Source organism: Pseudomonas sp. RC4D1 (assembly GCF_018390395.1).
In the GTDB taxonomy this organism is placed as follows: domain Bacteria; phylum Pseudomonadota; class Gammaproteobacteria; order Pseudomonadales; family Pseudomonadaceae; genus Aquipseudomonas; species Aquipseudomonas danubii.
This window is the reverse complement of record NZ_JAHBAW010000002.1, coordinates 463120-487303: the sequence shown is the minus strand read 5'-3', so window position 1 is coordinate 487303 and position 24184 is coordinate 463120. Positions and strand designations below refer to the sequence as shown.

The window sequence follows — 24184 nt, the reverse complement described above, 5'->3', positions numbered from 1 at the left end:
GATTCGAAGAACGGACGCCCGATGACGAGCTCGCTGAACCCCGTCAGCCCAGACGTGCCGGGCGGCACGAGGCAAGCTCGGCAGAGCATTGGCCCAGCAGCAACTCCTGGCTGACCAGGCGGCCGACGGTGGGCGCCAGGGTCACCCCGGCATGCATCACCGCCAGGTACAGGCCCAGGTACTGCTGGCTCGGGCCAATGATCGGCAACTGATCACAGGGCATTGGGCGTTGACCGACCTCAACGCTGCGCAGGGCTATCTTCTCGGCGCCGCGGAACAGGCGGCGGATCGAGGCCATGGCTTGCTGCGCTATGGCCTCGGGCCCTTGAGGACCGCTGTCGTCGATGTAGTCTTCCGCCGCCAGCAGGCTGCCGTCCGCCGCTTCGCGAATCTCCAGCAGGCTGTTGGAAACCAGGGTCTTGACCAGGCCGCGCGGGGCATCGAAGCGGATCAGGATCGACGGCGAGGCCTGCACCGGCAGCTGGATTCCCAGGGGCGCCAACAGGGCAGGGGTGGCGCAGCCCGCTGCCAGGACGATGTGCTCGGCTAGGTAAGGCCCGGCCGCAGTGGTGATGCCGAGCACGCGCCGGCCCTCCACCAGCAACCCCTGTACCGGCGTCTGGGTAAGCACCCGGGCGCCGTGGGCCCGGGCCCCTTCGAGCAGCGTCTGGGTGGTGGCTACCGGGTCGAGGCTGCCTTCGCCGGGGGCGTACCGGGCTCGTTGCGGTAGTTCCTGCAGATTGGGTTCAAGTTCACCGATCCGGTCACGGTCGATCCAATGGGCGGACGACATCGGCCCCTGGGTATCGGTGTCTGTCGAGTCCGGGCCGGTTTCGGCATAAGTCAGTGCTCCGGTCCATTGAATCTGCAACTGGGGCAACTCCTGCTGCAGGCGTCGATAGTCCGCCAGCGCCAGGGAGCGCAGCGGCCGAGCGGCTGCCGGGAACTCGCCGTGGGGGTTGATCCAGGCAAAGGAATGGCGGGTGACCCCGGAGCCGGGACTGGCTTGCTCGACCACCGTGACCTGCGCGCCCTGTCTGGCCAGGTGGTAGGCGATGGATGCACCGACGATGCCGGCACCGACCACAATCACGTTTGTAGGTTTCACACTGACCTCGTCTACTGAAGGCCGTACCTTAGCCGGCCATTTGTTGTTCAAGCCATTTGTTTATTGTTCTGAAATTGCAAGCAGCGGGCCGCTGCCCATCTGGGCGGCGGCCCGAGAGCCAATCGGCATCCCCATGCTTCATTGGGTTTTCAGCACCAGGCCTTGGGCCTGGGGCAGGGGGTTGCGCATCAACCGGCCCACCACCAGGGCCCCAAGCAGGGCGAGAATGCCTGCCACCGTCAGTACCAACCCGAAGCCGCCGACAAAGGCTTGCTGGGCCAGGGGTTCAATCAGGGCGCGGGTGCTTTCCGGCAGGCTCGCCAAGGCGCCCTGCATATCCCCGGCCACCACCCGCGAGGCGATGTCCGGCGCCTGGGCCAGCCAAGGCCCGGGCACCTGGCTGAGGCTGCCTTGCAGCCGTTGCAGGGTATGGCTGGCCAATAGCGCACCGAACACGCCGATGGCCAGCATGATGGCGCTGAAGCGCATGGTGGTGCTCATGCCCGAGGCCATGCCGGTGCGTTCCCGGGGCACGCAGGCCATGATGTTTTTCTGCGTGTCGCCGTTGAGCAGGCCGGCCCCGGCACCGGTCACGGCAATCGCCGCCGCGAAGCTCAGGTAGCCCCCGGCATGCACCGCCCAGGCACTGAGCAGGTTGCCGCAGCCCACCAGGGTCAGCCCGGCGGCCATCAGGGCGGCGGGGCTGTAGCGCCCGGCAAGGCGGGCACCGATGCGTGGGCAGATCAGCATGGTCAGGGCAAAGGGCAGCATGCCCAGGCCTGAGGCAATGGCGGAGAAGCCCAGACCGTTCTGCAAGTAGAAGGGCAGCAGGGTCATCATCACCTGGGCACAGCCGGCGTAGGCGAACATGCCCAGCAGGGCGCCGATGAACCGCGGATGGCGAAACAGTTGCAGATCGACCATGGGCCGGCGTTGCAGGCGCTCGATCAGCACGAACAGCCCCAGCAGCGCCACTCCGGCCAACAGGCGGGTGGAGGTGGCTGGGTGGCTCCAGCCGATGCGGTTGGCTTCGATCAGGCCCCAGATCAGGCACAGCAGGCTGGCGCTGAAGGCCAGGCTGCCCCAGGGGTCCAGGCGCGCCGCCTGGGTATCCCGGGATTCCGGCACGTTGCGCAGCACGCTCCACAGCAGCAGGGCGCCTACCGGCAGGTTGAAGTAGAAGATCCAGCGCCAGCCGAAGTATTCGGTGATCAAGCCGCCGACCGTGGGCGCGGCGGTCATGGCCATGCCCATGCAGGCCCCCCAGAAGGCCCAGGCCTTGGCCCGCTCCACTTCGTCATGGAAGGTATGGCCGATGGAGGCCAGGGCCGAGGTTAGAAGCAGCGCCGCGCCCACGCCTTTGAGGGCCCGAGCGAGGTCCAGCAGCAGGGCGTTGGGGGCTGCGCCGCAACCCAGGGAGGCAAGGATGAACAGGCCGAGGCCGCAGAGCAGGGTCCTCTTGCGTCCGAAGCGGTCCGCCAGGCTGCCCGCCGGCAGCAGCAGGGCGGCGAAGGCCAGCATGTAGGCACTGACCACCCATTCGATATCGGCGAAGTTGGCCCCCAGGTCGCGGGCGATGCTCGGCAGGGCCACGGCGACGATGTTGGTGTCCAGGACGATCAGCGAGCAGACCCCGGAAGCAGTCAGCAGGGTCAGGCGGGGATTGATGAGGCGGCTCATGGCGCTGTCCGCCGACTGAGGATGGACAGTGCTGTCAGTTCGATGCTCGCCACCACCGGTACCCCGTCATCGAGGATGACCACTGCACAGGGGCAGCCTTTGGCCAGGGTGGTTTGCTGGCCGGCCTTGAGCGGGATTGGGGGGCTGTTCAAAGGCAGGATTGCTTTGTGGGCAACGTTGGCTTGGATCTCTGCGGCCACGGCGCTCTGCAGGTAGCAGCAGGCGATCATTGCCAGAATCAGGGGTTTGACGCGCATGGCAAAGGCTCTCTACTGTGAAGGTCCGCTCAGCTTATCCTGGCCTTTGTGGGTCTTTGTTAGCTGCTGGCGGTCAGTTCGTTACCTTTGAGCTAATGCCTTTTATGGAAATTCGTCACTTTCGTTACTTCCTGGCGGTGGCCCGGCAGCGCAATTTTACCCGCGCGGCCGAGCAACTGGGGATTGCCCCGCCGACCTTGAGCCGACAGATCCAGGACATGGAGAAGACCCTCGGTACGCGGCTGTTTTTGCGCCAGCAGCGCGAGGTCAGTCTCACCGAGGCCGGTGCCACTTTGCTCCTGGAAGCCGAAGCCACGGTGCGCCAGTTCGAGTTCGCCCAGCGCAACGCCCAGCGCGCCGGGCGCGGAGAGATCGGCCACATCGAGCTGGGCTATGTGGCCTCGGCGGTGTATTCCGGGTTGTTGCAGAAGCAGGTGCAGAGCTTCAGTCGTGACTGTCCGGACGTCAGCCTGAATGTGCGCGAGTGTCCGATGGCAACCCTGCCGGCGCGAATTGCCGACGGACGCCTGGACGTCGGCTACATTCGTTCGCCCATGACCTTGCCCGACGGCGTGGAGGCCATTCGCCTGGACGCCGAGGGGTTTGTCCTGGCGCTGTCCGCCGAGTCCTGGCTGTGCCGGCTGCCGCAGATCGCCTCCGAGCACCTGCTCAATGAAACCTTCATCCTTCCTGAGCAGATCAGCGGCACCTTGCAAGTGGCGGCCCAGGGGGCCTATGCCCCCAAGCTCGGTGCCCAGCCCGGCGGCCTGGTGGCGGTGCTGGCCCTGGTTTCCCTGGGGCAGGGCGTGGCGGTGGTGCCCGAATCGGTGGTGGGGCATTTGAGCCTGCCCCATGTGGTGTACCGGCCGATCGGCGGCAGTTCGGCGTCGTCCTGGCTGTCGCTGATTTACCGGCGTTTCGAGCAGGCGCCGGCGGTGGTGCGCTACATCGACCAGGTCAAGCGCGAGTACCGGCGTTCGGCCTGATACGGCATGTTCAGCACTGCGCCCGGCGAGCATAATCCGCCGGGCTATTTCTCTTCCTTCAGGAGCTGCGTCCTCGATGATCGACCACCTTGACCACCTGGTACTGACCACCATCGATCCTGTGGCCGCCGAGGACTTTTACGTTCGGGTGCTAGGTATGCAACTGCAAACCTTTGCCGGCGGGCGCAAGGCCTTCAAGTACGGCCAGCAGAAGATCAACCTGCATGTGCGTGGCCAGGAATTCGAACCCAAGGCCCACCTGCCGGTACCGGGGGCGCTGGACCTGTGCTTTATCGCCAGCGTGCCCCTGGAGCAGGTGATTGCCCATCTGCTGCAAGTCAACTGGCCGATCATCGAAGGCCCGGTGGCGCGCACCGGAGCCACGGGACCGATCCGCTCGGTGTACCTGCGGGACCCGGACTTGAACCTCATCGAGATTGCCGAGCGGGTGTAGGCGGTTTGAGGGGGTGTCCCGGATAAACTTTTGTAATGATTTCCCGCTGGGGAAAAGTGCCGCTGCCCCTGTAACCTCCAAGTCCGTTTTTTCACTCAGGACTTGCATGAACACGCTCTCGGAGCCCCCCAGTCGGCGCTCTTTCTTCGCTTTGCCCCATGACTTCTCGCGCCATCCGGCCCCATTGAGACGCAGACGCTCAGGCAGTCATTCTCCCGGCCGCACGTCCCCGGCCTTTGCCACTTCCCGCACTGACCAGCCCGTCACCCAGGTTGCACCTGTCCTGCACCTTGGTGCTTCGTCGCGCCTGGCCGTTTGAATTTTCTGGAGAACTTGAGTCGTCGTTATGGAATGGATCGCAGACCCCACGGCCTGGCTTGGCCTTTTGACCCTGATTGTCCTGGAGCTGGTGCTGGGCATCGACAACCTGGTGTTTATCGCCATCCTCGCCGACAAGCTGCCGCCGGAGCAGCGTGACCGCGCCCGCTTGATCGGGCTGTCCCTGGCATTGCTGATGCGCCTGGGCCTACTGGCCAGCATCTCCTGGATGGTGACCCTGACCCAGCCGCTGTTCGAGGTGTTCGACAAGAGCTTTTCCGGCCGCGACCTGATCATGCTGTTCGGTGGTGTGTTCCTGTTGTTCAAGGCCACCATGGAGTTGCACGAACGCCTGGAAGGGCATGTCAGCCAGCGGGCCGGCAGTGCCACCTACGCCTTGTTCTGGCCGATCGTGGCGCAGATTGTGGTGCTCGATGCGGTGTTCTCCCTGGACGCGGTGATTACCGCTGTGGGCATGGTGGAGCATCTGTCGGTGATGATGATCGCGGTGGTGGTTTCCATCGGTGTGATGATCGTCGCCAGCAAGCCGCTGACCCGTTTCGTCAACGAACACCCGACAGTGATCATGCTGTGTCTGGGCTTCTTGATGATGATCGGCTTCAGCCTGACCGCCGAAGGCCTGGGCTTCCATATTCCCAAGGGCTACCTGTACGCGGCCATCGGCTTCTCGATTCTGATCGAGGTGTTCAACCAGATCGCCCGGGCCCGCCGCAAGAAGTCCATGCAGGGCCTGCGCCCGATGCGTGAGCGCACGGCCTATGCGGTGATGCGCCTGCTGGGTGGCCGCAAGCTGGCAGCGGAAGAGGTGGGTGAGGAAATTGCCGATTTGCTGGAAGACGGTGATGCACCGAGCAGCGAGCTGTTCGACCGCCGCGAACGGGTGATGATCAGCGGCGTACTGCAGTTGGCGGAGCGGCCGATCCGTACGCTGATGACGGTGCGCGCCGAGGTCGACTCCATCGACCTCACGGACAGCCCGGAAAGCATCCGGACCAAGTTGATGCACTCGTCCTATTCGCGCCTGCCGCTGATTCGCGATGGTGCGGTGGATGAGCCGCTGGGCTTCGTGCACAAGAAGGAGTTGCTCAAGGAATACCTGGCCGGCAACGAGCCGAACCTTGAGCACCTGGCGCGCAAGACCATCAACCTGCTGGACAGTTTTTCGATCCTCAACGCCCTGGAACAGATGCGCAAGGCGTCGACCCACATCGCCTTCGTGATCAACGAGTTTGGCGACTTCATGGGCATCCTGACCATGACCGACATTCTCGAATCCATTGCCGGCGAGCTGCCGGATGCCAGCGAGGTCGAAGGGCCGGATGTGGTGGAAGACGAGGGTAGGTTCCTGGTCAATGGCGCCCTGAACCTGCCCCAGGTGCGCCAGCGTACCGGCTTTGGCGCCGAGCCTACCGAGGACTACCAGACCCTGGCCGGGCTGGTGATGAGCCTGCTGGACCGTCTGCCGGTCAAGGGCGACCGCCTGGAATGGGAGGGCTGGAACATTCAGGTGATGGCGGTGGAAGAGCGCCGCGTGACCCAGGTCCAGCTGTCTCGGCAGGTGCCTGCCTGACGGGAGAAGTCCTGGAGTTGGCGCTGTAAGGTGCTATGCCGTTGCGTGGCTTGAGCGCAGAGGTTCAGGCCCAGATTCATGCCCTGCCACGCAGGGCTTTTGCCTCCAGCCAGGTGTACAGGCGGCGAGCGATGCGTTCACTGGCATGGCCGTCGCCATAGGGGCTGTGTGCTCGGCTCATGCGGGCATAGAGCTCGGCATCGTCCAGCAGTTCGCTGGCATGGTGCACGATGCGTTCGCGGTCGGTGCCCACCAGCAACACGGTGCCGCCCTCTGGTTCCGGTGGCCGTTCGGTAACGTCCCGCAGTACCAGTAGCGGCTTGCCGATGGCCGGTGCTTCTTCCTGGATGCCGCCGGAGTCGCTGAGGATGAGGTGCGAGCGCCCCATCAGCCAGACGAAATGCTGATAGTCCTGAGGCGCTATCAGGTAGATGTTGGGCGTGTCCGAGAGCACGCCATAGACCGCACTCTGCACCTGCGGATTGAGGTGCACGGGGTACACGAATTGCACGTCCGGGTAGCGCCGGGCCAAGGTCGCCACGGCTTCGCAGATGTTGCGCAAACCGTCGCCGAAATTCTCCCGGCGATGGCCGGTAATCAGCACCATGCGCCGCTGGCGTTCCAGCACCGCCAGGGGCGAATCGGCGGCGGGGCGCCACTGGGTCTGTTGCTGGTGATGCCGCATCCACAGCAGCGCATCGACCCCCGTGTTGCCGGTGACCTCGATGGTGTCGGCGGGCACGTTTTCCCGCAGCAGGTTGGTCCGGGCCTCGGCGGTCGGAGCGAAGTGCAGGTCGGCGATAATCCCGGTCAGGCGCCGGTTGGCTTCCTCGGGCCAGGGCGCCCTGAGGTTGCCGGTACGCAGCCCGGCTTCGACATGGCCGATGGGCAACTGGCGGTGGAAAGCGGCGAGGGCGGCGATAAAGCTGGTGGTGGTATCGCCATGCACCAGGACGATGTCCGGTTGCAGGCGTTCGAAGATGGTATCCAGATGGATCAGCAGTTGCTGCGAGAGGCCGTTGAGGGACTGGCCCTGGGTCATCACTTCCAGGTCTTTGTCGACTTGCAGCTCGAAGGAGTCCAGTACCTGCTTGAGCATGTCCCGGTGCTGACCGGTGGAGCAAATGTGCAGTTGCAGACCTGGCCAGTGTTTTAGCACCCTGGCCAGTGGCGCCATCTTGATGGCTTCAGGGCGTGTACCGAAAACCATCACGACTTTAAAAGGCATGTTCCCCTCCTTGGGTGCGATGCGATCGGAACGAAGGTTGAATCAAAGCAGCGGGAACTGCTCTTGTCCAGCCAGGGCGTTTGGGACAAATGCCTGGAGCTGGTTGGCGGTCAATGGCTCCAGGCGTTGAGTCGCATCAATGTGGCACAGGTTTTTGTACACGTCTGTTGCTGTCTGTATGCTCTCGGTCCGGTGAATGAAGTGATCTGCTCCGGGGCATCGGAGCGGATGCAATCCACTATGTCTTGCCGCTCCCTATCATGCGGAGGCGGTCCGCTGGAGAAAATCAATCAATGTCCGGGCCAACTGTCAGGGTGCTGTTGCCGCGCAAGATCGATGGCTTGGTCGAAAGCCTGGTGCGCGCCTGCTTGGCCGAGCTTGCAGATCAGCCCTGGGCGGGTAGGGGGGCGTTCTTTATTGAAGGCAGTCCCATGCTTTGCGCGCTGGGGGCCGATTATCCGGAGGAACTGGCGGAATATGCCGGGCTGGCCGGGGAGCTTGGATGGCTCCCTGAAGGCATCCTGAGCCTGGCGGCCATGGATAAAGATCAGTTGGATCACCAACGACTAGGACAGGCGGCGCTGGCGTTGGTCCGTCGTCTGGATGGCGTGGTGGCCTTCTGCGCCAGTATCCATACCTACACTCGGGATGCCGAATTTCTGGCGGGGCTGGCGATCATCGAGCATGAGGGTGAGAGCATTTTCAGCGCCGCGGACTTTGCGGCTTGGTTGGGCCACCGGGATTTCCGACTGGTGAAATAGTCCACGGCTACATGCCCGCACTGTCGCCCCACCCACCATCTTCCGTAGGAGCTGGCTTGCCAGCGAAGGCGGCCGTGAGATCGTTTTCGCCGGCAAGCCGGCTCCTACAAGGGAGAGGTCAGATCTTCTGCTGGTGCTCGGCGGCATGCATGCCGAGGTAGGCGCGAAGGTTGTCGTCGTTGATGCCCAGGGTGCCGAGAATCTGCGCCATGAAACTCACCGGCGCGCTGCCTGGAGCGGTGATCACGCGCTGGTCCGCTACCGCGTGGGGCACATCCTGGTAGTGCGCGGCGCCGGCATAACCGACTGCCAGCAGGTTGGCCGCCGAATTGGAGGTGTGCTTCACCGCGTCCAGCACCCCGGCCCGAGCCAATTCGCGGGTGCCGTCGCAAATGCCGGCGATCACAAGGTGGCGTGCCTGGGCGGCGCGCAGCAGGTCGCCGATGTCCGGCGCCTTGTCGCTTTGCCAGACGCTCCCGCCGCAAACCATCAGCAGATCCACTTCGTCCAGACGAATGTCTTCCAACGCCAGGTCCGGGGTCACCCGCAGGCCGCCCATGGAGGTCACGATAGCGCCCTTGGGGGAAGCGTAACGGCAGTCGAAGCCATAGTAGCCACGGCCGGTGGCGTTGATCAGGGCGGTTTCCCAGTCGGCGAAGTTGTCGCAGATGATAGTGATGGCGCGGGTCATGGAGCTTCCTTGCTTGGGGCGATGAGCGGGTGGGGAGCGCCAGGGTAACCCGTTTTTGCCGGGCACCTGGAGAAGCTTTTACAGCTTTGGCGACAATCGCCGGCTTGGAGGAGCGATGGTCATCGCCGGCAATTGTCGTTGGCTTTCAACCTGCGAGCGGCCTTAGGATCCAGGGCAGATACCGGGTTTTGCGCTCGAGCAGGGCAAGGTGCCGCCGATCCATGCCAGCGTGTTTTACACGCCGTGGAAAGGCGGGCCGAAGCCACACTGACGTCACGTCGCCAGGCAGGCGCCTCGTCAAATAATTGCTCCCCGGCTCTTTACATCCACGCCGTCATTCCCCATTATCCGCGCCGTCTAAGTTTCGCTGCTGACCAGACAATTCCAGCCACCAAAAGGGTGGTTGTTTTGTTGCGTCCAAGAAAAGCAGTTGAAAATGACCAAGACTCCTCTGAAAAGAATTCAGCACAAGCTCGCCCGTTCCGGGGTGGCCATCGAACGCCTGAATTCCAATTCCCTCTCTATCTCTTCGATCAATGACGCCGGGCTCAAGGTGGATCTGCTGCTGCCCGATAGCTTTGCCATCGAAGAGAAAGCCATCCTCCAACTGATGGATTTCGCCAAGGTCGCCCACCCCCATGGCGGCGAAGTGAAGTGCGCCTGCGCCACGCCGGACTTTCACACCGGCAGCCCGATTCCGGTGGGCAGTGTGATTGTCACCAGCCACGACATGGTGGTGCCGCAAGCCATCGGCACCGACATCAATTGCGGCATGCGCCTGCACAAGCTGGGGCTGAACTACGAACAGTTCATGGCCCAGAAAGCCAAGTGGACCGCCCTGGTACGTGGTGATTTGCTGGAGGGTACGCGCAACATTCCCACCAGCCCAACGGCCATGACCGCGCTGTTTCAAGCGGGACTGGGTGACTTCTGGGCCCAGGTGCAGCAGCAGGACCCCATCGGTCTGTTCGCCGGGGCGGATTTCGCCCAATTGCAGCGAGAGCTGTCGGGCCTGCATGAGTCGTCGTTCGCCCGCGGCAGCGCCGACTATGCGCCGGAAGCCTTGCAGGACCGCTCGCGGAAAATCCTTCGCGACCCGGGCCTGGGCTCCCTGGGCGGCGGCAACCACTTTGTCGAGATCCAGGTGGTCACCGAGTTGGTGGATCGTCAGGCCTGCTTTGCTCAGGGCCTGTCCGTGGGGCAGGTGGTGATGATGATTCACACCGGCTCCCGGGACGTGGGCTTCTATGTGGGGCGGCGCTGGATGGACAAGGCCAAGGCCCTGTGGCCAGAAGGTATCAAGCATCCCGACTCGAAGATCTTCGCCCTGTTCGGCGAGATGGCCGACGAGTACCTGCTGGCCATGCACAGCGCCGCCCATTACGCCGACGCCAACCGCGCGCTGATCGCGGAAATGGTCCGCCAGCGCACCCGGCAAGTGTTTGGCGCGGGCATCGAAGCGCCGCTGATTGTCGATGTGCCGCACAACATCGTGCTGCGCGAAGAGGGCGGCAATGTGCATCGCAAAGGCGCGACACCGGCCTATGCCGGGCAGCCGCTGCTGATTCCGGGAAGCATGGGGCATGACTCCTACTTGCTCACCGGGCTGGGCAATGAGCGCTGGCTGCGTTCGGCCAGTCATGGCGCCGGGCGCTCGATGTCGCGCAGCGAGATCGTGTTCAAGGCCAAGAAGGACAAGGCTTTCCTCGGCTTGCAGGGCGTTGAGTGCATCACCACCAAGGAAGAGCGGATGATCGAAGAGGCGCCAGGGGCCTACAAGGAAATTGGCCAGGTGATTCGTTCCCAGGTGGAAGAAGGGACGGTATCGGTGATGGCGCGGTTTTCGCCGATCTTGACCTTCAAGGCGTAAGTACGAAGGAGCTGTGGGGCGGGGATGGCTTTCGGGTTTGCCGTGCAACAGTGCGGCCGATACATTGTCGTCCCCCCGGCCTGGTCGTTCTGAGTGGTGCCGTTGAAGTTATCTGTGGAAGGGACGTCATCAGATCGTGAAGCGGGTTAAAAAAGCTGTTTGGTTTGTGTTGTGCATGGGGTCGATGCTCTCGATGGGCGCTGGCCTTTATCAATTCATGCTGCCTAAAGGTGATCCCAGCCTGGCGTTGATGCTGGTGCTGATTGCGCTTATTTCTGGTTTTTATCTGCGGCCGCAAAAGCCCAGGGCACGGTAGTCGCTCTGGTGATTGCCTGTTTGTGGCCAAAGTCGGGTGCTCGATCATGAATCAAGATGAAAGTCTGAAGCGCGATGCTGTAGCGCCATTTACCGGAGCCAGCGAGTTCGTCGTCGACAAGTCCCCCCTTGTCGAACTGCTTGCCGTGCTTGCTCAGTGTGGCGAGGTGGTGTCCAGCTTCTTCAAGCCAGATCCTTCAATCAAGGCGTTGGATGAGAGGCAACGACTGGCCGAGTTTCTGGAGCGTTTCAGCAACCTCGCCAGGTCGACGGCTATTGGGCAGATTGAGCCTGAATTCGGGCCCTTTTCCATGCTGAATCGATACGAGTTCGAGGGCTCGTTGCTGGCGGTGGTGCTGCGGGGCGGGTGTCATCACTCGACCCGTGGATTAAGCCTGGCCAACGCTCGGAAGTTGGTGGATGAGGCGCTGGAGGCGGTGTTTCCGGCTCCGTTTTCCGAGCTGGTGGTGTATCGGTTCAATAGTTCCGATTGGTGTGAGTTGACCAGGGATTCGACTATTTCTTCTGCCTATGTCGCCTGCCAGGGGGCGCGGAATCTTTGGTGGGTGTTGTGCGTTGCTGAGTTTGATTGATGGCTTGTGGGCGCCAGGCTTTCCATGGGGGAAGTCGTTTGCCCACATGGGTAACAGTCTGGGTCAGGCACGGGGGTGACACCCACGATGGGGCTTCTTGTGTAGGCGCTGGCTTGCCAGCGAAAGCGGCATCGAGGACACCGGTGGATTGGGTGTTGTAGGTAGCGGTTGCTGCGCTGTCACCCAGTTGTCAGCCATGGCAACACAAGCTCTGTGGCGAGGGAGCTTGCCCTCGGTCGATCGGCTGGCGTTTCGGCGCGTGTAAACCTGAGTCTCCGATTTGGCAGGTGTACATATCCGTTGCTTTGGGTGTGGCCACTGGCGGTTTCGCCCTTACGGCGAGTCCCTTTTGTCAAACGACACAAAAGGAACCAAAAAGTCTTGCCCCTCCACTCGGTGCCTCGCCGAGGCTCGGCATTCCCTCTCTCCGGCATTGATCCGTGGGCCGCCGCCACCGGCCGTCCCTGGCCGGATGGCGGCTAACCCGGCGTCCTGCCGGGTTGCCCACGGATCAATGCCTGCGTTCGGCCATCGTGGTTAACGGGGCACTTAGGATCAAAAGCCAAAGCAGAGTAAATCTGAGCAGAGCAAAGCAGGAGCCGTTGCTGTGCCTTGGGTTACTGCTCCGGCAGTTGCAGCGCTTGTTGTTCCGCCACGTGCAACACATGGATATTCGAACGACCAAACCCGGTCGCGGGCTGTCGCGACGCAACGGGATGTAGAAGGTGGCGAGCGTCGTCACAGGTCACTTGAGCGTGTTCTCCGCAAATACAGAAATGCCTGACATAGGCTGACGACTGTTTCTAATACTCTCTCATTCCTCGTTGCGGAAAGTTTTGCCATTCCCTCTGTTATCTCCTTTGTTCTCCATGGCACACTCGGGCACGAATTCCGTTATTTCATATTTTATTCCGCTGTAGCGGAATATTTTAGGCGGAGTTTCTTTGTTTAGAGCCTTGGCGTTTTCCAGGCCATCGTTGTTTGCTGCGGTATTGACTGCGCAGCAACGCACGGTGAGTGGGACAGCGTTCTTGGGCATGGCCGTCAAGATGGCCAACCTTCAACCAGGAGAATCTCTCATGAGCATCACCCGTTACGGCACCGGCAGCACCGCAGGCGGTGGCCAGCCGCGTCCTTTCGCTCGCGCCGTCGAAGCCGATGGCTGGCTGCATGTATCCGGCCAGGTGCCGGCGCTGGATGGCGAGATCATTCACGGTGGGATCGTCGAGCAGACGCATCAGACGATGCGCAATCTGCTGGCCATTCTCGAAGAGGCCGGGTACGGCCTGGAGGATGTGGTGCGAGTTGGCGTGTGGCTGGAAGACCCGCGGGATTTCTGGAGTTTCAACAAGGTGTTCGGCGAGTACTTCAAGCCCGAACACGCGCCGGCCCGGGCCTGTGTGCAGGCCAGCATGATGGTGGACTGCAAGGTCGAGATCGATTGTGTGGCCTACAAGAAGAAGCCTTGAGTGCGCTTCTGTAGCCGCTGCCGAGCCTGGGCGAGGCTGCGATCGACCGCAACGCGGGCGCAGGGTGATGAGATCGCTGCGGCCCCTGCGACGGCGTGTCGCTCAGGGCGTTCGCAGCCTGCGGCAGCGGCTACAGGAATTGTGTTTTGCATAGGGGTGGGTAGATGACTGAAGACAGCATCAAGCGCCGGGCCAAGGGCCTGGATCGGGCGTTCGATATTCTCGATTTCCTCAAGGAGATCGGTCAGCCGCTGCGGCCCAACGATATCGCCAAGGGCATTGGCAGTCCCAAGTCCACGGTTTATGAGTTGGTGGCGTCCTTGCTGGAGCGGCGGGTTCTGGAGCCGGTGGGCAAGGACGGTCATGTGTATCTGGGCCGCCAGCTGTATTTTCTCGGGCAGGCTCATTTGCGCCATTTCGATCTGAGCCGCGAGGCTGATCAGGCGTTGCAGGAAATTGTCAGTCAGACCCGGGAAACCGCGCAGATGTGCCTGCTCAACGGGCGCAAATACACCGTGGCGCTGATGAAGGAGGGCGAGCGGAATTTCCGCATTACCTCGGACATTGGCGAGAACGCGCCGATCCCCTGGACCGCTTCCGGGCGGTTGCTGTTGGGGCATATGAGCGATGAGCAGATCGTCGAGATGGTCGATGACCAGGACTTCATGCTGCCTAATGGTGAGCGGCTGCCGCTGGAGACCTTCCTCAAGGAAATCCGTCAGGCCACCGAGGAGGGGTTCTTTTCCTTCGACAGCGTCGCCGACACCTTCACCCATTGTTTTGCCGCGCCGGTGCGCGATGAGCACGGGGTGTGCATCTGCACCCTGTGCATCGTCGCGCCAAGGGCCGATGCACAGAGCCATTACCAGGACTATCGCCGGGTGCTGATCGACAGCGCCAACCGCCTGGCCCGGCGTATCAACGATTGATGACTTTGTCGCGGCTGTGCGCAGCCGCCTTGATAAGGAGTGCCAACATGTCTTCTGCTTTGAATCTGACCCTGGTGGAAAAGGGCGCCGCTGCTATCGGCGCGAGTCTGCTGAGCGACGTCAGCCTGCCGGCCCTGGTGCTGCACCGCGAGGCGCTGGAACACAACATTCGCTGGATGCAGAAGTTTGTCAGTGACAGCGGCGCCGAGCTGGCGCCCCACGGCAAGACCAGCATGATGCCCGCGCTGTTTCAGCGGCAGTTGGACGCCGGCGCCTGGGGCATCACCCTGGCCACGGCAGTACAGACTCGCGCCGCCTACGCCCATGGCGCGCGCCGGGTGTTGATGGCCAACCAACTGGTGGGGGCGCCGAACATGGCGCTGATCGCCGAGCTGTTGGCGGACGCGGATTTCGATTTCTATTGCATGGTGGATCACCCGGACAACGTGGCCGATCTGGGGGCGTTTTTTGCCCAGCGTGGCGTCACCCTCAAGGTGATGATCGAGTACGGCGTGGTGGGCGGTCGTTGCGGTTGCCGCAGCGAGCAGGAAGTACTGGCCCTGGCCAAGGCGATCCAGGCGCAGCCAGCTTTGGCGTTGTGCGGTATCGAAGGTTACGAAGGGGTGATCCACGGCGACCAGGCCATCAGTGGCATTCGCCAGTTTGCCGATTCCCTGGTGCGTCTGGCGGTGGATCTGCACAACGATGGTTTGTTTGCCATCGAGCGGCCGATCATCACCGCTTCGGGTTCGGCCTGGTACGACCTGATCGCCGAGTCCTTCGAGACCCATAACGCCAAGGGGCGTTTCCTCAGCGTGCTGCGTCCGGGCAGTTATGTCGCCCATGACCACGGCATCTACAAAGAGGCTCAGTGCTGTGTGTTGGATCGACGCAGTGATCTGCACGAAGGCCTGCGTCCGGCGATGGAGGTCTGGGCCCATGTGCAGTCGCTGCCGGAGCCGGGGTTTGCGGTGGTGGCCCTGGGCAAGCGCGATGTCGCCTATGACGCTGGCTTGCCGGTGCCGCTGCGGCGTTACCGCGCGGGAGCCGAGGCTGGTGCCGGTGATGATGTCGCGGCGTGCAAGGTGACGGCGGTGATGGATCAGCACGCGTTTCTCACCGTGGCGCCGGGAGTGGAGCTGCGTATTGGCGACATCATTTCCTTTGGTACATCGCACCCGTGCCTGACCTTCGACAAGTGGCGCACCGGTTTGCTGGTGGATGAGCGCCTGCAGGTGATCGAGAGTCTGGAAACCTGCTTCTGAACGTAGCAGCCGGCCCGCCGACGAACAGACCCTGGGTTAGGGCGCAACTCTGAGGACGCTTTCGTTGGCAAGCCAGGTTCTACAAGGTGGTGTGTGCTTTGAGGAGAGGTCAAGAATATGAACGGGAAGCAGCGCATTGCCGCCATTGGCGAATGCATGATCGAGCTGCAACAGCGTCACGACGGCAGTCTGCAACAGAGCTTTGGTGGCGATACCTTGAACACTGCGGTGTATCTGTGCCGGGAGCTCGGGCAGCAGGCGCAGGTGGATTACGTGACTGCCCTGGGCTACGACAGCTTCAGCGATGCCATGTGCCAGAGCTGGGCGCAGGAGGGTATCGGCCTGGGAAAGGTTCAGCGCCTGCCCGGGCGTTTGCCGGGGTTGTATTGCATTCAGACCGATGCCCGGGGGGAGCGGCGTTTTCTGTATTGGCGCAATGAGGCGGCGGTACGAGACTGCTTCAACACCGCGGCGGCGGGGCCGATCCTGGCGGACTTGTGCGATTACGATGTGTTGTATTTCAGCGGCATCACCCTGGCGGTGCTCGGGGAGGTGGGACGCAAAAAGCTGATTGACCTGCTGGTGGAAGCGCGCATCCGTCGGGCGCAGATCGTGTTTGACAACAATTATCGGCCAAGGCTCTGGGCCTCGGTGGAGCAGGCGCGAGCGGCCTATCTGCAGGTACTGGAGCATGTGGACCTGGCGCTGTTGACCCTGGAGGACGAGCATGCACTGTTTGGCCATGACTATGCCCATGGCGTGTTCGCGGCCTACCCGAACATTGCCGAGGTGGTGGTCAAGCGCGGGGCGGATTCGTGCCTGGTGCGTTGCGGCGGCGAGAGTCATGAGATACCGGCGCTGCCAGTGGCGCAGGTGGTGGACACCACGGCGGCGGGAGACTCCTTCAGCGCGGCTTATCTGGCCTGTCGTTTGCGCGGCGGCAGCCCGGTGCAGGCCGCAGAGGCCGGGCATCGATTGGCGAGTCGGGTGATTCAGCATCCCGGGGCGTTGCTTCCCCGGGAGCCCGCGTTGTAGGAGCCGGCTGGCCGACGAACAGGCCTTTGCCGGTTGCGGGCGCTTCGGCTGGCACGCCAGCTCCCACAGAGCGGGGCTTGAGTGGTCAGTCGCGGAAGAACACCTGCACCAGGTGATAGCCGAATTTGCTCTTGATCGGGCCGTGCACGGTGCGCAGGGGCTTCTTGAAAATCACCTGATCAATGGCGCCGACCATCTGCCCCGGACGCACTTCCCCCAGGTCGCCGCCGCGCTTGCCGGACGGGCAGGTGGAGTATTTCTTGGCCAGCACGTCGAAGGCTTCGCCCTTGGCGATGCGCTGCTTGAGCTGCTCGGCTTCTTCGGCGGTTTTCACCAGGATGTGGCGGGCTTGGGCTTTCATGATGGCGTGACCTTGTAGCGGGAAATCGGCGGCCGCGGATTATGCCTGAATTCAGGACTCGCGGCCGATCATCTGGCGAATCTTCTGCGCCAGTTCTTCGATGGAAAACGGCTTGGCCATCAGGTCCATGCCCGGCTCCAGAAAGCCCTGGCGCTCGGCGGCCTTTTCCGCGTAGCCGGTCATGAACAGTACCTTGAGCCCCGGGCGCTGTTGGCGGGCGATTTCCGCCAGCTGTCGGCCGTTCATGCCCGGCAGGCCGACGTCGGTCACCAGCAGGTCGACGCGCAGTGGCGATTCCAGCAACGGCAGGGCGCTGCGTGCATCCTCGGCCTCAATGGCGCGGTAGCCCAGTTCGCTGAGGACGTTGAGCACCAGCATGCGCACCGCCGGGTCGTCCTCCACCACCATCACGCTTTCCCCGGCCATGGCCTGGGGCGCCTCGCTGCTGCCCGTGGGTTGCAGCGGTTCCAGGGGCGCGCTGTGCAGGCGCGGCAGGTACAGGCGCACACAGGTGCCCTGGCCCGGCTCGCTGCTGATGGTCACGTGTCCGCCGGACTGCTGGGCAAAACCATAGATCATCGACAGCCCGAGGCCCGTGCCCTGGCCGATGGGCTTGGTGGTGAAGAAGGGGTCGAAGGCCTTGGCCAGAATCCGTGGGCTCATGCCAGCGCCGTTGTCGCTGACCCCCAGCATCACGTAGTCGCCGGCCTTGACCGGCTCCAGGGTGCTGATGTCGCTGCCGTCGAGGTAACTGTTGGCGGTTTCGATCAGCAGTCGGCCGCCGTCGGGCATGGCGTCGCGGGCGTTGATCACCAGATTGAGCAAGGCGTTTTCCAGCTGGCTGGCATCGGTGTTTACCGGCCACACCTCGTCCGCCAGTTGCATCTGCAGCTGGATGTGTTCGCCCTTGGTGTGGTTGAACAGCTCCTGCAGCGAGCGCACCAGCTGGTTCGGGTCCAGGGGCTGGCGGTCCAGGGACTGGCGCCGGGAGAAGGCCAGCAGGCGGTGGGTCAGGGACGCGGCACGTTTGGCCGAGGACATGGCGGCTTCGGTGAAACGACCGATCTCATCGCTGCGGCCGTTGTCGATGTAGCGCTGCATCAGGTCCAGGCTGCCGATGATGCCGGTGAGCATGTTGTTGAAGTCGTGAGCGATGCCGCCAGTGAGCTGGCCCACAGCCTCCATCTTCTGCGCGTGGCGCAGGGCATCCTCGGCGCGCTCGCGCTCGAACATTTCGTTCTGCAGGCGCTGGTTGACGGCGGCCAGCGCCTCGGTGCGGCGGTTGACCCGTTCTTCCAGGGTTTCGTTGAGGTTGCGCAGAGCCTCCTCGGTCTGTCTGCGTTCGGTTTCATCGATGACGAAAATGTAGAAACCGTTGATGGCACCGTCGGCGCCATGGCGGGGCAGGTACTTCATCAGGGCGTGGCGCGGGCGGCCGTCGCGGTGGGGCGAGTTGGCTTCGAAGCTGCAAGGCTTGCCCGCCAATGCGGCGGCAATGTTCTCGGCGCGGGTGGCGTAGATCTCGTCGCCCACCACTTCGCGGATGGTCTTGCCGTACAGCTCCTGCGGGGTCAGGCCGTACCAGTCCAGATAAGCGCTGTTGTTCAGGCGAAAGCGCTCTTCGTGGTCGACATAACCGATCAGCACTGGCATGGCGTTGATGATCAGTTGCAGTTCGGTCTGGCTCTGGCGCAGTGCTTGCTCCATCTGCTTGCGCTCGGTCAGGTCCAGGGCGGCGCCGAGAAAGCGCGTCGGTCGGCCGTGGTGATCCTTGTAGCAGCGACCCCGGGCGAACACCCAGCGCACCTGGCCGTCGGCCAGTTGCAGGCGGTATTCCTCGGCGTATTCGCTGCCCTGGGTGATGCAGTGCTTGATGCTCCGGGCCACCATGGCCCGGTCTTCCGGGTGCACGCCTTTGAGGTACTCACTGATGGGCAGTTGTCGGGATAGCTGCGGGTCGACGCTGTGCAGCTGGGCAAAATGGGTATCGGCGATAAAGCGATCTTCGCCAATGTCCCAATCCCAGGTGCCCACCGCATCGGTGGCCGCCAGGGCCAGTTGCAGGCGCTCCTCGGTCTCGTGCTGGGCCCGCAGGCTGTCGTCGGAGCGCTGCTGCAGTTCAAGGGCGATGCGCCGGCGCTCGTTGGTCTCGATGGCGGTCACCAGGATTCCGGCAACGTCGCCGCGTTCATCGCGGATCGGGCTGTAGGTCAGGTCCAGCCACAGGTCGTGTGCAGTGCCGTCGCTGCGTTGCAGGCTGAAGCGCTGCTCGCTGAAGCTGCGCACCTGGCCGTTGAGCACCGCGCGGTAGACCGGGTCGGTGAAGTCCATCAGCTCTGGCCAGATCAGGTGCGCCGGCTGGCCGAAGGCCTGGGGGTGCTTGTTGCCTGCCAGCAGGGCGAAGCCGTCGTTGTAGATCTGGGTCAGCTCGGAGCCCCACAGCAGCAACATCGGCATCGGCGAATGGATCACGATGTCCACGGCGGTGCGCAGGCTCTGGGGCCAGTGGCCGGATTCACCGAGGGCCGTGGCGGACCAGTCCAGACGGGCTATCAGGTGGGCGGCTTCGCTGCCGGAGTGGGGGGCATTCATCTCGGGTGTGTCCTGGGCGCAGCGGTGTTACGCGGCAAGGTCATGGCTCGCGTACTGGAAAAGTCGCATGGACATGCCGTGCATATTCAAACGGATGGATTGTAGGTGTTTTTGGCGGGGTTATTTTCACCTGCTTTTGCGGCAGATGACCAGTCTAGAGGGGCTGAACGGTCTCTGTAGCCGCTGCCGCAGGCTGCGAACGCTCTGGGCGGCACTGCGTTGCAGGAAGCGCTGCTCTTGAGATCGCTGAAGGTCCTGCGGCCCTTTGCGCAGCCTCGCAGGCTCGGCAGCGGCTACAGGTCCTGCGTCGCGAAGGGCTGCGCCGGCGGTGGTTGGCCGTCGTCAGTGGCGCAATTCCTCGCGGTCGCGGAACTGCTCCAGGGCTTCGGGGTTGGCCAGGGCGTCGGTATTCTTCACCGGCAGGCCATGCACCACATTGCGCACCGCCAACTCCACAATCTTGCCGCTGATGGTCCGGGGAATGTCGGTCACTGCGAGGATCTTCGCCGGCACATGGCGCGGCGTGGTGTTGCTGCGGATCACCTGGCGAATCCGCTCCTGCAACGGCTCATCGAGCACCACGCCATCCTGCAGGCGTACGAACAGCACCACCCGCACGTCATGTTCCCAGCTCTGGCCGATGGCCAGGCTTTCCAGCACCGGTTCCAGCTTCTCCACTTGGCGGTAGATTTCCGCGGTGCCAATTCGCACTCCACCCGGGTTGAGCACCGCATCCGAGCGTCCGTGAATCAGCCAGCCGCCATGGGGCAGCTGTTCGGCGTAGTCGCCCTGGGCCCAGACCCCGGGAAACAGGCTGAAGTACGAGGCCTTGAGCTTGCTCTGGTCCGGGTCGTGCCACAGGCTCACCGGAATGCTCGGAAAGTGCCGGGTGCACACCAGTTCGCCTTTTTCGCCGGTCACCGGCTGGCCCTGGTCGTTCCACACTTCGATGGCCATGCCCAGGCTCTTGCCCTGCATCTCGCCTCGGCGCACCGGCTGGATCGGGTTGCCGGCGAGGAAGCAGGCGACGATGTCGGTGCCGCCGGACATCGAGGCCAGGCACAGGTCGCTTTTGATCTCGCGGTACACGTAGTCGTAGCTCTGTGGCGACAGCGGCGAGCCGGTGCAGAGTAGGGTCTTGAGGCTGTCCAGGCGGTGGCTGAGGCGCGGTCGGCTGCCGGCCTTTTCCAGGGCGGCCAGGTACTTGGGGCTGGTGCCGAAGACGCTGATGCCTTCGCTATCGATCAGGTCGATCAGGCGCTCGTTGGTGGGATGGAAGGGCGATCCGTCGTAGAGCACCAGGCTGGCGCCGGTGGCCAGGGCCGAGACCAGCCAGTTCCACATCATCCAGCCGCAGGTGGTGTAGTAGAACAATCGCTCGCCGGGCCCGAGATCAGCGTGCAGGCCGTGTTCCTTGAGGTGCTGCAGCAAGACCCCGCCAGCGCCGTGGACGATGCACTTGGGCACCCCGGTGGTGCCGCTGGAATAGAGGATGTACAGCGGATGGGCGAAGGGCACCGGGACGAATTCGGGTTCGCCGCCGGGCTGATAGAAGTTGTCCCAGAGGCTGATCCGGGCCTGGGTACGGTAGTCCTCGACCCGCGTCTGCGGACGGGCGTAGGGCACGATGAGCAACTGCTCCAGGGACGGCAGGCGCTCAAGGATCTCGTTGACCTTGGCGGTCTGGTCGATGTCCTTGCCGGCGTAGCGATAGCCGGCGCAGGTGATCAGCACCTTGGGTTCGATCTGGCCAAAACGGTCGATCACCCCCTGGGTGCCGAAATCCGGCGAACAGCTGGACCACACCGCGCCGAGGCTGGTGCTGGCCAGCATGCCCACCAGGGTCTGCCAGGTGTTGGGCATGCAGGCGGCAACTCGGTCGCCGAGGCCGACCCCGGCAGCCCGCAGGCTGCGCTGCAGGCCGGCGACCTGGGCCGCCAGTTCGGCGTAGGTCAGTGGTTCGCGCTGGCCGTTCTCGTTAATTGCCACCACCGCCACGGCGTCGTCCCGGCGCTTGAGCAGGTGCTCGGCGAAGTTCAGCGTGGCCCCTGGAAACCATTGGGCGCTGGGCATTTGCGGGCCTTCGCGCAGCACAGATTCAGCGGGCTGGTGAAAGCTGACCTCGAAGAAGTCGACGATGGCCTGCCAGAAGCTTTCTCGCTGGTCGATGCTCCACTGGTGCAGGGCGGGAAAGTCGGCCAGGTTGAGGTCGTGACGGTGGTTGACCAGGCGCCGGAAGGCTTCCATACGGGTCTTGCTGATACGCTCGGCGCTGGGTTGCCAGAGTATTTCGGACATGGGATGCCTCTTATTTTTCTTGAATTGCACGCAAACCGATTTTAATGCCGGATGCAGGGCGTGGGGTTATTGCGCCAACCACCCGCCATCGATATTCCACGCTGCGCCACGCACCTGGGCGCCGGCTTCGCTGCACAAAAATAGCACCAGCTCGCCCAGTTGCGACGGGGTGACGAATTCCAGGGACGGCTGCTTTTCCGCCAGCAGATCATGCTGGGCCTGTTGCGGGTCAGCCCCGGCCGCTACCCGGTCGTCGATCTGCTTCTGCACCAGCGGGGTCAGCACCCAGCCGGGGCAGATGGCGTTGCAGGTGACGTTGCTGGTGGCGGTTTCCAGGCCCACCACCTTGGTCAGGCCGATCACCCCGTGCTTGGCCGCGACGTAGGCGGCCTTGCCCACCGAACCCACCTGGCCGTGCACCGAGGCGATATTGACGATCCGTCCCCAGCCCTTGGCACGCATCCCCGGCAGCCCCAGGCGGGTGCTGTGGAACACTGAGGACAGGTTGATGGCGATGATCGAATCCCAGCGCTCCACGGGGAATTCCTCCACCGCCGCCACGTGCTGGATGCCGGCGTTGTTCACCAGGATATCGACGCCGCCAAACTCCCGTTCGGCGTAGGCGAACAGTTCGGCGATCTGTGCCGGGTCGCTGACGTCCGCCGGGTGATGGCCGACCTGGCCGCCGACTTGTGCGACCTCGGCGATGGCCTTCGAGGCATCGCCAAAGCCGTTGAGAATCAGCTTGGCCCCGGCCTTGGCCAGGACCAGGGCGATGCCCAGGCCAATGCCGCTGGTGGAGCCGGTGACCAGGGCGGTCTTGCCAGAAAGAGTGGTCATGAATACCTCACACAATGCCGGTGGCGTAGAAAGTGGCGATGACGACGAAGACCGCCAGGGTCTTGATCAGGGTGATGCAGAAAATGTCCTTGTAGGCTTCGCGGTGGGTCAGCCCGGTGACTGCCAGCAGGGTGATCACCGCGCCGTTGTGGGGCAGGGTGTCCATGCCGCCGCTGGCCATGGAGGCCACCCGATGCAGCACTTCCAGGGGGATGTTGGCGGCATGGGCGGCGCTGATGAAGCTTTCGGACATGGCCGCCAGGGCGATGCTCATGCCTCCCGAGGCCGAGCCGGTGATGCCCGCCAGCAGGGTCACGGTAATGGCTTCGTTGACCAGTGGGTTGGGAATGTTTTTCAGCCAGTCCGCCAGCACCAGAAACCCTGGCAGGGAGGCGATTACCGCACCGAAACCGTATTCAGAGGCGGTGTTCATGGCGGCCAGCAAGGCGCCGCTGACCGCGCTTTTGCTGCCTTCGGCGAGCTTGCTGCGAATCGCCGAGTAGCCGCACACCAGCACCATCACAATGCCCACCAGCAACGCAGCCTGCACCGCCCAGATGGCGGTCAGCTTGGCGATTTCACTGGTGACCGGCGCCGCCATGCCCGGCAGGCTGAGGCTGTGGGTCTTGCCGTACCACTGGGGAATCCAGTGGGTGAACAGCAGGTTCATGATGCCCACCAGCAGCAGCGGCGACAGCGCCAGCCAGGGGTTGGGTAGCTTCAGGTCTTCGGCGGTTTCCGGCTCGTTGCGCAGCTCGGTGCCGTAGCCTTCACCGGCCTTCTGCGCCTTGTTGCGCTGGCGCTGGAGGAACAGCATGCCGGCGCAGAACACGAAAATGGTACCGATCACTCCCAGCCAGGGCGCGGCCCAGGCGGTGGTGTTGAAGAAGGTGCTGGGGATGATGTTCTGGATCTGCGGGGTGCCGGGTAGCGCATCCATGGTGAAGGAGAATGCACCCAAGGCGATGGTGGCCGGGATCAGGCGCTTGGGGATATTGCTCTGGCGGAACATCTCGGCGGCGAACGGGTAGACCGCGAACACCACCACGAACAGCGAAACCCCGCCGTAGGTCAGCAGGGCGCAGACCAAAACGATCACCAGTATCGCCTGGCGGGTGCCCAGCAGGCGGATCGCGGCGGCGACGATGGAGCGGGAAAAGCCCGACAGCTCGATCAGCTTGCCGAACACCGCGCCCAGCAGGAATACCGGGAAATACAGTTTGATGAAGCCGACCATCTTCTCCATGAACACCCCGGTAAAGGCGGGCGCCACGGCAGAGGGATCGGTGAGCAGCACCGCGCCGAGGGCGGCGATGGGGGCAAAGAGGATAACGCTGTAGCCACGGTAGGCAGCCAGCATCAGCAGCGCCAGGGCTGCCAAGGCAATGATCACACTCATGGTGTGTCTCTCCAGGATTGTTATTTTTGTCGGGTGTTGCGTGTGGAGAGCGTTATAGCGAGAACTGTGCCAAATGGATAAGTCATTGAAATATATGAGTATTTTTTATTTTTTTTAAGTGTTGTCCAGATTTTATTCTCCAAA

22 protein-coding genes are annotated in these 24184 nt (G+C 63.2%); 11 read left to right on the top strand and 11 right to left on the bottom strand.

The window, feature by feature from the left end; translation table 11 throughout:
• Nucleotides 1-43 precede the first annotated feature (43 nt).
• The 3 genes from KHO49_RS18020 to KHO49_RS18010 all read right to left on the bottom strand — a co-directional run bounded on the left by KHO49_RS18020 (nt 44) and on the right by KHO49_RS18010 (nt 3045).
• Nucleotides 44-1108 carry an NAD(P)/FAD-dependent oxidoreductase gene (locus KHO49_RS18020; RefSeq protein WP_300245726.1) on the bottom strand — a complete coding sequence of 355 codons (1065 nt, stop codon included), beginning with the start codon at nt 1106-1108 and terminating at the stop codon, nt 44-46.
• 138 nt (nt 1109-1246) lie between these two features.
• Nucleotides 1247-2788 (bottom strand): MFS transporter, encoded by a 1542-nt coding sequence (locus tag KHO49_RS18015; RefSeq protein ID WP_170004101.1) that lies wholly within the window; start codon nt 2786-2788, stop codon nt 1247-1249.
• Nucleotides 2785-3045, bottom strand: coding sequence for a hypothetical protein (locus tag KHO49_RS18010; RefSeq protein ID WP_213665552.1), 261 nt, complete (start codon nt 3043-3045; stop codon nt 2785-2787). The genes KHO49_RS18015 and KHO49_RS18010 overlap by 4 nt, the downstream gene beginning before the upstream one ends.
• A gap of 104 nt (nt 3046-3149) precedes the next feature.
• Between KHO49_RS18010 and KHO49_RS18005 the strand changes: the two genes are divergently transcribed.
• From KHO49_RS18005 to KHO49_RS17995, 3 genes are all read left to right on the top strand, one after another.
• Nucleotides 3150-4031, top strand: coding sequence for a LysR family transcriptional regulator (locus KHO49_RS18005; RefSeq protein WP_170004105.1), 882 nt, complete (start codon nt 3150-3152; stop codon nt 4029-4031).
• 76 nt (nt 4032-4107) lie between these two features.
• Nucleotides 4108-4485 (top strand): VOC family protein, encoded by a 378-nt coding sequence (locus KHO49_RS18000; protein ID WP_102881519.1) that lies wholly within the window; start codon nt 4108-4110, stop codon nt 4483-4485.
• A gap of 346 nt (nt 4486-4831) precedes the next feature.
• On the top strand, nt 4832-6394 hold the full coding sequence (locus tag KHO49_RS17995; RefSeq protein WP_102864919.1) for a TerC family protein: 1563 nt from the start codon (nt 4832-4834) through the stop codon (nt 6392-6394).
• Between the two features lie 76 nt (nt 6395-6470).
• Here the strand turns inward: KHO49_RS17995 and wecB are convergent, their stop codons facing one another.
• Nucleotides 6471-7622: a non-hydrolyzing UDP-N-acetylglucosamine 2-epimerase gene (wecB, locus tag KHO49_RS17990; protein ID WP_213665551.1), complete on the bottom strand. Its 1152-nt coding sequence runs from the start codon at nt 7620-7622 to the stop codon at nt 6471-6473.
• Between the two features lie 293 nt (nt 7623-7915).
• Here wecB and KHO49_RS17985 point away from each other — a divergent pair, with 293 nt between their 5' ends.
• On the top strand, nt 7916-8383 hold the full coding sequence (locus tag KHO49_RS17985; protein ID WP_213665550.1) for a DUF6368 family protein: 468 nt from the start codon (nt 7916-7918) through the stop codon (nt 8381-8383).
• Nucleotides 8384-8501: 118 nt separating this feature from the next.
• On the opposite strand, the gene KHO49_RS17980 is transcribed toward KHO49_RS17985, so the two are convergent.
• Complete coding sequence (locus KHO49_RS17980) at nt 8502-9074, bottom strand: type 1 glutamine amidotransferase family protein (protein ID WP_110653748.1); 573 nt, start codon at nt 9072-9074, stop codon at nt 8502-8504.
• Between the two features lie 436 nt (nt 9075-9510).
• On the opposite strand from KHO49_RS17980, the gene KHO49_RS17975 reads away from it, so the two are divergent.
• The 3 genes from KHO49_RS17975 (at nt 9511) to KHO49_RS17965 (ending at nt 11852) form a co-directional block, all read left to right on the top strand.
• The gene (locus KHO49_RS17975) at nt 9511-10944 is read left to right on the top strand and encodes an RtcB family protein (RefSeq protein WP_102881514.1); all 1434 of its coding nucleotides are present in this window, start codon (nt 9511-9513) and stop codon (nt 10942-10944) included.
• Nucleotides 10945-11080: 136 nt separating this feature from the next.
• On the top strand, nt 11081-11260 hold the full coding sequence (locus KHO49_RS17970) for a hypothetical protein (RefSeq protein ID WP_134928841.1): 180 nt from the start codon (nt 11081-11083) through the stop codon (nt 11258-11260).
• 46 nt (nt 11261-11306) lie between these two features.
• Complete coding sequence (locus KHO49_RS17965; RefSeq protein WP_213665549.1) at nt 11307-11852, top strand: hypothetical protein; 546 nt, start codon at nt 11307-11309, stop codon at nt 11850-11852.
• An 814-nt stretch (nt 11853-12666) separates the two neighbouring features.
• Here the strand turns inward: KHO49_RS17965 and KHO49_RS17960 are convergent.
• Nucleotides 12667-12900, bottom strand: coding sequence for a hypothetical protein (locus KHO49_RS17960; RefSeq protein ID WP_213665548.1), 234 nt, complete (start codon nt 12898-12900; stop codon nt 12667-12669).
• A gap of 31 nt (nt 12901-12931) precedes the next feature.
• On the opposite strand from KHO49_RS17960, the gene KHO49_RS17955 reads away from it, so the two are divergent.
• The 4 genes from KHO49_RS17955 to KHO49_RS17940 all read left to right on the top strand — a co-directional run bounded on the left by KHO49_RS17955 (nt 12932) and on the right by KHO49_RS17940 (nt 16550).
• A complete protein-coding gene (locus tag KHO49_RS17955) occupies nt 12932-13321 on the top strand; it encodes a RidA family protein (RefSeq protein WP_102881511.1) in 390 nt (129 codons plus the stop codon).
• 164 nt (nt 13322-13485) lie between these two features.
• Nucleotides 13486-14250, top strand: coding sequence for an IclR family transcriptional regulator (locus KHO49_RS17950; protein WP_213665547.1), 765 nt, complete (start codon nt 13486-13488; stop codon nt 14248-14250).
• A 47-nt stretch (nt 14251-14297) separates the two neighbouring features.
• On the top strand, nt 14298-15515 hold the full coding sequence (locus KHO49_RS17945) for an amino acid deaminase (protein WP_213665546.1): 1218 nt from the start codon (nt 14298-14300) through the stop codon (nt 15513-15515).
• A gap of 117 nt (nt 15516-15632) precedes the next feature.
• Nucleotides 15633-16550 carry a sugar kinase gene (locus KHO49_RS17940; protein ID WP_213665545.1) on the top strand — a complete coding sequence of 306 codons (918 nt, stop codon included), beginning with the start codon at nt 15633-15635 and terminating at the stop codon, nt 16548-16550.
• 85 nt (nt 16551-16635) lie between these two features.
• Here KHO49_RS17940 and KHO49_RS17935 read toward each other — a convergent pair whose 3' ends face one another.
• The 5 genes from KHO49_RS17935 to KHO49_RS17915 form a co-directional block, all read right to left on the bottom strand.
• Nucleotides 16636-16911 carry a peptidylprolyl isomerase gene (locus KHO49_RS17935; RefSeq protein WP_011061856.1) on the bottom strand — a complete coding sequence of 92 codons (276 nt, stop codon included), beginning with the start codon at nt 16909-16911 and terminating at the stop codon, nt 16636-16638.
• A gap of 51 nt (nt 16912-16962) precedes the next feature.
• On the bottom strand, nt 16963-19503 hold the full coding sequence (locus KHO49_RS17930; RefSeq protein WP_110596722.1) for a PAS domain-containing hybrid sensor histidine kinase/response regulator: 2541 nt from the start codon (nt 19501-19503) through the stop codon (nt 16963-16965).
• Between the two features lie 342 nt (nt 19504-19845).
• Entirely contained in the window at nt 19846-21801 is a 1956-nt protein-coding gene (locus tag KHO49_RS17925; protein ID WP_213665544.1) for an acetoacetate--CoA ligase, read from the bottom strand.
• A 66-nt stretch (nt 21802-21867) separates the two neighbouring features.
• Nucleotides 21868-22641, bottom strand: coding sequence for a 3-hydroxybutyrate dehydrogenase (gene hbdH / locus KHO49_RS17920; protein WP_123394467.1), 774 nt, complete (start codon nt 22639-22641; stop codon nt 21868-21870).
• Nucleotides 22642-22648: 7 nt separating this feature from the next.
• Nucleotides 22649-24040 (bottom strand): GntP family permease, encoded by a 1392-nt coding sequence (locus KHO49_RS17915; protein WP_102881503.1) that lies wholly within the window; start codon nt 24038-24040, stop codon nt 22649-22651.
• Nucleotides 24041-24184 lie beyond the last annotated feature (144 nt).

What these genes read in the sequence shown, in the direction of transcription:
- KHO49_RS18015 (WP_170004101.1), bottom strand. Translation starts at nt 2,788, where the DNA reads ATGAGCCGCCTCATCAATCCCCGCCTGACCCTGCTGACTGCTTCCGGG.
- KHO49_RS18010 (WP_213665552.1), bottom strand. Translation starts at nt 3,045, where the DNA reads ATGCGCGTCAAACCCCTGATTCTGGCAATGATCGCCTGCTGCTACCTG.
- KHO49_RS18005 (WP_170004105.1), top strand. Translation starts at nt 3,150, where the DNA reads ATGGAAATTCGTCACTTTCGTTACTTCCTGGCGGTGGCCCGGCAGCGC.
- KHO49_RS18000 (WP_102881519.1), top strand. Translation starts at nt 4,108, where the DNA reads ATGATCGACCACCTTGACCACCTGGTACTGACCACCATCGATCCTGTG.
- KHO49_RS17995 (WP_102864919.1), top strand. Translation starts at nt 4,832, where the DNA reads ATGGAATGGATCGCAGACCCCACGGCCTGGCTTGGCCTTTTGACCCTG.
- wecB (WP_213665551.1), bottom strand. Translation starts at nt 7,622, where the DNA reads ATGCCTTTTAAAGTCGTGATGGTTTTCGGTACACGCCCTGAAGCCATC.
- KHO49_RS17985 (WP_213665550.1), top strand. Translation starts at nt 7,916, where the DNA reads ATGTCCGGGCCAACTGTCAGGGTGCTGTTGCCGCGCAAGATCGATGGC.
- KHO49_RS17980 (WP_110653748.1), bottom strand. Translation starts at nt 9,074, where the DNA reads ATGACCCGCGCCATCACTATCATCTGCGACAACTTCGCCGACTGGGAA.
- KHO49_RS17975 (WP_102881514.1), top strand. Translation starts at nt 9,511, where the DNA reads ATGACCAAGACTCCTCTGAAAAGAATTCAGCACAAGCTCGCCCGTTCC.
- KHO49_RS17965 (WP_213665549.1), top strand. Translation starts at nt 11,307, where the DNA reads ATGAATCAAGATGAAAGTCTGAAGCGCGATGCTGTAGCGCCATTTACC.
- KHO49_RS17955 (WP_102881511.1), top strand. Translation starts at nt 12,932, where the DNA reads ATGAGCATCACCCGTTACGGCACCGGCAGCACCGCAGGCGGTGGCCAG.
- KHO49_RS17950 (WP_213665547.1), top strand. Translation starts at nt 13,486, where the DNA reads ATGACTGAAGACAGCATCAAGCGCCGGGCCAAGGGCCTGGATCGGGCG.
- KHO49_RS17945 (WP_213665546.1), top strand. Translation starts at nt 14,298, where the DNA reads ATGTCTTCTGCTTTGAATCTGACCCTGGTGGAAAAGGGCGCCGCTGCT.
- KHO49_RS17940 (WP_213665545.1), top strand. Translation starts at nt 15,633, where the DNA reads ATGAACGGGAAGCAGCGCATTGCCGCCATTGGCGAATGCATGATCGAG.
- KHO49_RS17935 (WP_011061856.1), bottom strand. Translation starts at nt 16,911, where the DNA reads ATGAAAGCCCAAGCCCGCCACATCCTGGTGAAAACCGCCGAAGAAGCC.
- KHO49_RS17930 (WP_110596722.1), bottom strand. Translation starts at nt 19,503, where the DNA reads ATGAATGCCCCCCACTCCGGCAGCGAAGCCGCCCACCTGATAGCCCGT.
- KHO49_RS17925 (WP_213665544.1), bottom strand. Translation starts at nt 21,801, where the DNA reads ATGTCCGAAATACTCTGGCAACCCAGCGCCGAGCGTATCAGCAAGACC.
- hbdH (WP_123394467.1), bottom strand. Translation starts at nt 22,641, where the DNA reads ATGACCACTCTTTCTGGCAAGACCGCCCTGGTCACCGGCTCCACCAGC.
- KHO49_RS17915 (WP_102881503.1), bottom strand. Translation starts at nt 24,040, where the DNA reads ATGAGTGTGATCATTGCCTTGGCAGCCCTGGCGCTGCTGATGCTGGCT.